We start from the raw sequence: 6875 nt of genomic DNA on the forward strand, positions 1-6875 counted from the left end.
GAGCAACATGCACCGCTGAAGCGTCGCGCGGGAAGCGACCGGCGTGCAGGTCATTTCTTTTTCTCTGGAGTTTTGCGTGAAGACGTTTCTTGTGGGCGGCGCAGTGCGTGATGCACTGCTGAAGCTGCCGGTTAAAGATAAAGATTGGGTGGTGGTTGGTGCCACACCCGAAGCCATGCTTGAGCAGGGCTATCAACAGGTCGGTCGCGACTTTCCCGTTTTCCTGCACCCTGACAGCCGCGAAGAGTATGCGCTGGCGCGTACCGAGCGGAAAAACGGGAAAGGCTATACCGGATTTGTGACCTGGTCCGCGCCGGATGTGACGCTGGAGCAGGACTTACAACGCCGCGATCTGACCATCAATGCGATTGCGCAGGATGAAAATGGCACGCTGGTTGACCCCTACCACGGTCAGCGCGACCTCGCCGGGCGCCAGTTGCGTCATGTTTCCGATGCGTTCAATGAAGATCCGCTGCGGGTGTTGCGTGTGGCGCGCTTTGCAGCCCGTTTCGCCCATCTCAACTTCCGTATTGCCGATGAGACTCAGCACCTGATGCAGCAGATGGCGAGCAGCGGCGAGCTGGCGCACCTGACCGCTGAAAGAGTGTGGAAAGAGACCGAAAAAGCGCTGACTACCCGCAATCCTCAGGTTTACTTCCAGGTGCTGCGCGACTGTGGCGCGTTGCAGGTGCTGTTCCCGGAGCTCGATAACCTGTTTGGCATTCCGGCACCGGCGAAGTGGCATCCGGAGATCGATACCGGCGTGCATACCCTGATGACGCTGACCATAGCGGCTGCGCTCTCCGACTCCGTTGATGTGCGTTTCGCTACGCTGTTTCACGACGTGGGTAAGGCGCTGACGCCGCCTGAAAAATGGCCCAGCCATCACGGTCATGGCCTGGCGGGCGTGCCGCTGGTTGAAGCGATTTGCCAGCGTCTGCGCGTGCCGAATGCGATTCGCGATCTGGCGCTGATCGTCACCGAATTTCACGACATCGTGCATACCATTGAACGCCAGTCGGCTGACTCGCTGGTGGCACTGTTTGATCGGATCGATGCCTGGCGCAAGCCGCAGCGCATCGAGCAGATGGCGCTGACCAGCGAAGCCGATGCGCGCGGACGTGCCGGACTGGAAAGCATGGCCTATCCGCAGGGCGACTATCTGCGGCGCGCATTTGCGCGGGCACAGGCAGTTCCGACCAAAGCGGTGGTCGAGGCGGGTTTTAAAGGCGCTGAGGTGCGGGAGGAGTTAACGCGACGACGGGTTGACGCCGTCGCGCAGGGTCTGGCAACACCGCAGCCTGACTAGCAGGCTGCAGGCGGTTTACATGAAGACCATGTAAACCGCGCCCGCCACGATAAAGCGGTAGATAGCAAACGAGACGAAAGAGATACGCTTAATCAGCTCCAGGAAGGCTTTAATCGCGATCAGCGCGACCACGAAGGCGGTGGCGAAGCCGACGGCGAACATCGGGAAATCCGCCATGGTCAGGAAGCCGATGCTTTTATACATATCCAGCACCGTGGCACCCATCATCATCGGCACCGCCAGGATGAAAGAGAACTCAGACGCTGCATAGCGGCTCACGCCCATCAGCATCCCGCCGGAAATGGTTGCACCTGAGCGAGAGAAGCCCGGCCACAGCGCTAAGCACTGAAAGCAGCCAATCATAAACGCCTGACGATAGGTAATGTCGTCGACGCCAACCGCTTTTGGCTGCTTCGGTTTAAGGTATTCCGCTGCCAGCAGTAACACACCTCCGACCACCAGCGCATACATCACGTTGATCGGATTAAACAGCGTTTTGATCTGATCGTGCAGTACCAGTCCGACGACCACCGCTGGCACCATGCCGAGCAGAATGTGGATCAGCGATAAACGCCCGGTGCCGACGCCTTCATGTTTTACTTCACCGAAGTGGATTCCGATCAGACCAAACAGACGTCGCCAGAACATCACGACAACCGCCAGGATCGAACCTAACTGGATAACCACCTCGAAGGTCTCCGCTTTCTCACCTTCAAAGCCCAGCAGGTGACCCACTATAATCATGTGCCCTGTGGATGAGACCGGTAAAAATTCGGTCAGCCCTTCCACAACGCCCAGGATTGCAGCTACCCAAAGCTGATGAATATCTGCCATCAAATTTTCCCTCTATCCGTTTCAAAACCATTAAAAAGGCGCTAGCGCAAAGGCTATCGCCTGAAATCATGCTGCATCAGCCTGAGTAAAACCTTAAGGTCTTAGGCCATTTCGCTGGCTACAACGAAACGGCTCTTGCTATGACAGACAGTAATTTGGTTTGGTTTCATTGTGATGGCAATCACATCGCACTTATTTAGGAATAGTCCCGCGCTCAATTCGCACGCCAACCTGCGCTGCCTGGGCGATAGCGCCCGGTTTGCTTACCTTTACGCGCACGCCAGGCGAATTGAAACGGTTCATCAACAGATCCGCGATTTCTTCAGCGACCCGCTCAACCAGCGCAAAACGGCTGCCGGTCAGGTGCATCAGAATCGCTTCGGAGACGTCGGCATAACTCAGACAATCGTTCACATCGTCACTGCGGGCCGCCAGTCGGTTATCCCATGCCATTTCGACATCGAGCACCAGCTTCTGCTGCATACCCTGTTCCCAGTCGTAAACGCCAATGGTGGTGAACACCGTGAGTTGTTCTATAAATACGATATCCATGATGATGGTCTCTGTTTTTGGCTTAGCCGGATACCACTTCCGGCGGATTATGCGTATTATCCACGGTTGATGAGATCAAAACGACCCTAAAGGTAACGGTACGGTGTTATGAGTGCTTTCGCGCCTGGTATGATTATTTTCGCGTATCTCTGCGGTTCGATTTCCAGTGCGATTCTGGTCTGCAAACTCGCTGGCCTGCCCGATCCCCGCACCCACGGCTCAGGCAATCCTGGCGCGACCAATGTGTTACGTCTTGGTGGCAAAGTCGCAGCGGCCTGCGTGCTGGTGTTTGATGTGCTGAAAGGAATGGTGCCGGTCTGGCTGGCTTACCTGCTGCATGTGACACCCCTGTTTCTGGGTCTGACAGCGATTGCAGCCTGCGTGGGTCACATCTATCCGGTCTTCTTCCAGTTCCGCGGTGGCAAAGGGGTCGCGACTGCTTTCGGGGCGATTGCGCCGATTGGCTGGGACTTAACCGGGCTGGTCACCGGCACCTGGCTGCTCACGGTGCTGCTCAGCGGTTATTCTTCTTTGGGCGCGATTGTCAGCGCGCTGATTGCACCCTTCTATGTCTGGTGGTTTAAACCCCAGTTCACCTTTCCGGTTTCGATGCTCTCCTGCCTGATCCTGCTGCGCCATCACGATAATATTCAACGCTTGTGGCGCGGCCAGGAAGGAAAAATCTGGAAGCGTAAGAAGAAATCTCAGGAATAAAAAAAGCCGGCTAGCCGGCTTTTTTACATTCAGATGGCGGGCAGTTCTGCCAGCGGCCAGCGTGGTCGCACGCTGACGCCTAATCCTCCCCGCGTTCCGCCTTTCAGTCGCACCATGCCCGCATACGCGATCATTGCACCGTTGTCAGTACAGAACTCAGGGCGTGCGTAGAAGACTTCTCCGCCACGCTTCTGCATCATCACCGCCATCTGCTCGCGCAGCGTCCGGTTGGCGCTGACGCCACCGGCAATCACCAGGCGTTTGAAGCCGGTCTGATCCAGCGCACGCTTACATTTTATCGACAGCGTATCCACCACCGCATCTTCAAAGGCTCGGGCGATGTCGGCCCGGGTCTGTGCGTCATCATCGTTACCGCGGATGGTATTAGCGGCAAAGGTTTTCAGGCCCGAGAAGCTGAAGTCCAGCCCCGGACGATCGGTCATCGGTCGCGGGAAGGTAAAACGTCCCGCCGTTCCCTGCTGCGCCATCTTCGACAGCATCGGCCCGCCAGGATAATCCAGCCCCAGCAGCTTGGCGGTTTTGTCGAACGCTTCACCGGCTGCATCATCAATCGATTCGCCCAGCAGTTCATATTCACCGATACCGGTCACGCTGATCAGCTGGGTGTGCCCGCCGGATACCAGCAGCGCGACGAAGGGAAATTCCGGCGGATTTTCTTCCAGCATCGGTGCCAGCAGGTGGCCTTCCATATGATGGACCGGCACCGCCGGCACTTTCCAGGCGAAGGCCAGCGCCCGACCAATGGTGGCGCCGACCAGCAGTGCGCCCACCAGACCCGGACCGGCGGTATATGCCACCGCATCGATCTGGTTCGGTGCTAATCCAGCTTGCTTCAGCGCCGCCTGAATTAACGGCACGGTTTTACGCACATGATCGCGTGATGCCAGTTCCGGTACCACACCACCGTAATCGGCGTGCAGTTTCACCTGGCTGTACAGCTGATTCGCCAGTAACCCGGCCTCATCATCGTAAATTGCGATGCCGGTTTCATCGCATGACGTTTCAATACCCAGAATTCGCATTGCATCACCTCTTTCTCGCGGCGCGCAGTTTAGCACAGCCATTGTGCGGACAGAGGAGCCAATGCCCGCAAAAAGTCATTTTCTGTCGGCTAAAGAGTACGCTATACTCCCGCCCCTGGAAAAACCGGCAGCCGCACAGGCAAACGCTCCTGTTGGTTTCAAATTATCCATGGTGCTTTACAAACCAACTTGAGTTGGAGTAAAATGCTGCACCATTTTGAAATGTGCTGGCGCCGCAGTCAGCAGCAAAAACCGAATTATTCGAGGTGAGAGTTACATGCCGGTAATTAAAGTACGTGAAAACGAGCCATTTGACGTAGCACTGCGTCGCTTCAAGCGTTCTTGCGAGAAAGCAGGCGTTCTGGCTGAAGTTCGTCGTCGGGAGTTCTATGAAAAACCGACTACCGAACGTAAGCGCGCTAAAGCGTCTGCAGTTAAGCGTCACGCCAAGAAACTGGCTCGCGAAAACGCACGCCGCACTCGTCTGTACTAATTTCTTCCGGAGGTCCGCCTCCACCGCGTGTTAAACGCAGACAGAGTCAAGTAAAAGGCCGTGCTTTCCGAAAGGAAGCGCGGCTTGTTGCCGTTTATGAGCTGAAAATCTGGGGCGTATGGCTGGACGAATTCCACGCGTATTTATTAATGATTTACTTGCCCGCACGGATATCGTGGATCTGATCGATGCCCGCGTTAAGCTGAAAAAGCAGGGTAAGAATTTCCACGCGTGTTGTCCTTTCCATAATGAAAAAACGCCTTCTTTCACCGTAAACGGCGAAAAACAGTTCTATCACTGTTTCGGCTGTGGCGCACACGGCAACGCTATCGACTTTTTAATGAACTATGATCGTCTTGAGTTTGTTGAAAGTATCGAAGAGTTAGCCACCTCTCACGGTTTAGACGTGCCTTACGAAGCAGGCAGCGGGCCCAGGCAGATGGAACGCCATCAGCGCCAGAGCCTGTATCAGCTGATGGAGAACCTGAACGGTTTTTATCAGCAGGGCCTGCAGCAATCCAGTGCGCAACCTGCACGCGACTATCTTGACCGTCGTGGTCTGAGCGCCGATATCATCAATCATTTCGCCATTGGTTACGCGCCTGCCGGCTGGGATAACGTTCTCAAACGTTTTGGTAAGCAGTCGGAAGATCGTGAATCGTTGATGGAAGCGGGCATGCTGGTCAGCAATGATAAGGGTCGCACCTATGACCGGTTTCGCGACCGCGTCATGTTTCCGATTCGCGATAAGCGTGGCCGCGTCATTGGTTTTGGCGGACGGGTATTAGGCAACGATACGCCTAAATATCTGAACTCGCCGGAAACACCGATTTTTCATAAAGGTCGCCAGCTGTATGGCCTGTATGAAGCAGTGAAAAACCATCCGGAACCGGCCCGTTTACTGGTGGTCGAGGGATACATGGATGTGGTGGCACTGGCGCAGTACGGCATCGATTACGCCGTCGCCTCGCTGGGCACCTCAACCACTGCTGAACATATTCAGCTGCTGTTTCGCAGTACCGACAACGTGATTTGCTGTTATGACGGCGATCGTGCTGGCCGTGAAGCCGCCTGGCGTGCGCTTGAGACCGCATTACCTTACATGAATGATGGTCGTCAGCTACGCTTTATGTTTTTACCGGATGGCGAAGACCCGGATACGCTGGTGCGCAAAGAGGGCAAAGCAGCTTTCGAAGCGAGGATGGAGCAGGCGATGCCGCTCTCTTCGTTTTTATTCGATAGTTTGCTGCCGCAGGTCGATCTGACTTCACGCGACGGTAAAGCACGCCTGAGTACGCTGGCTTTACCGCTGATTTCGCAGATCCCCGGTGAAACGCTGCGTATTTATATGCGTCAGGAGCTGGGCAATAAGCTGGGTATTCTGGATGACAATCAGCTTGAAAAGCTGATGCCAAAGCTGGCCGCAAGCGGAGCCGCACCGGTTGCTCCCCCGCTTAAGCGCACCACGATGCGGGTGCTGGTGGCATTGCTGATTCAGAACCCGCAGCTGGCGACGATGGTGCCTTCACTTGATGGTTTGTCTGAGTCAAAAATGCCGGGATTACCGCTATTTATCGAATTAGTGGGCCGTTGTAACGAGAATCCTGGATTGACCACCGGACAGCTACTAGAGTTATATCGCGGGACAAATTTTAGTCAGACGCTTGAAACGCTGGCGATCTGGAACCACATGATAGTAGATGAGGAAGCCGAAGCGGTGTTTCAGGACTCGCTGGCCAGCATCTACGATTCCGCTCTTGAAGAGCGCCTGGAGTTTTTGATAGCGCGTGAGCGCACCCAGGGATTAAGCGCCGATGAGCGTCGCGAGCTCTGGACACTGAGCCAGGCTTTTGCCAGAAAATAACCGATTTTAATCATTTGTCCATTCTGACGTGTGAAAGGACAGATTGAGCGTTTTATGGCTTTATGG

The 6875-nt window shown here is 55.3% G+C and carries 7 protein-coding genes; 4 read left to right on the forward strand and 3 right to left on the reverse strand.

What is annotated here, in order from left to right; all coding sequences use genetic code 11:
* The first annotated feature begins 76 nt into the window (after window positions 1–76).
* Entirely contained in the window at window positions 77–1309 is a 1233-nt protein-coding gene (locus tag HA41_RS09960; RefSeq protein ID WP_094120654.1) for a multifunctional CCA addition/repair protein, read from the forward strand.
* A 15-nt stretch (window positions 1310–1324) separates the two neighbouring features.
* Here HA41_RS09960 and bacA read toward each other — a convergent pair whose 3' ends face one another.
* Entirely contained in the window at window positions 1325–2143 is an 819-nt protein-coding gene (gene bacA / locus HA41_RS09965) for an undecaprenyl-diphosphate phosphatase (protein ID WP_094120655.1), read from the reverse strand.
* 192 nt (window positions 2144–2335) lie between these two features.
* Entirely contained in the window at window positions 2336–2695 is a 360-nt protein-coding gene (gene folB, locus HA41_RS09970) for a bifunctional dihydroneopterin aldolase/7,8-dihydroneopterin epimerase (RefSeq protein WP_094120656.1), read from the reverse strand.
* A gap of 108 nt (window positions 2696–2803) precedes the next feature.
* Here folB and plsY point away from each other — a divergent pair, with 108 nt between their 5' ends.
* Window positions 2804–3409, forward strand: a complete 606-nt coding sequence (gene plsY, locus HA41_RS09975) for a glycerol-3-phosphate 1-O-acyltransferase PlsY (RefSeq protein ID WP_094120657.1) — start codon at window positions 2804–2806, stop codon at window positions 3407–3409.
* A 29-nt stretch (window positions 3410–3438) separates the two neighbouring features.
* Here the strand turns inward: plsY and tsaD are convergent, their stop codons facing one another.
* Complete coding sequence (gene tsaD, locus HA41_RS09980; RefSeq protein ID WP_094120658.1) at window positions 3439–4452, reverse strand: tRNA (adenosine(37)-N6)-threonylcarbamoyltransferase complex transferase subunit TsaD; 1014 nt, start codon at window positions 4450–4452, stop codon at window positions 3439–3441.
* A 277-nt stretch (window positions 4453–4729) separates the two neighbouring features.
* Here tsaD and rpsU point away from each other — a divergent pair, with 277 nt between their 5' ends.
* Window positions 4730–4945, forward strand: a complete 216-nt coding sequence (gene rpsU, locus HA41_RS09985; RefSeq protein WP_001144069.1) for a 30S ribosomal protein S21 — start codon at window positions 4730–4732, stop codon at window positions 4943–4945.
* A gap of 118 nt (window positions 4946–5063) precedes the next feature.
* Window positions 5064–6809: a DNA primase gene (dnaG, locus tag HA41_RS09990; protein WP_094120659.1), complete on the forward strand. Its 1746-nt coding sequence runs from the start codon at window positions 5064–5066 to the stop codon at window positions 6807–6809.
* Window positions 6810–6875: the final 66 nt, after the last annotated feature.

The organism is Pantoea conspicua, assembly GCF_002095315.1.
GTDB lineage: Bacteria > Pseudomonadota > Gammaproteobacteria > Enterobacterales > Enterobacteriaceae > Pantoea > Pantoea conspicua.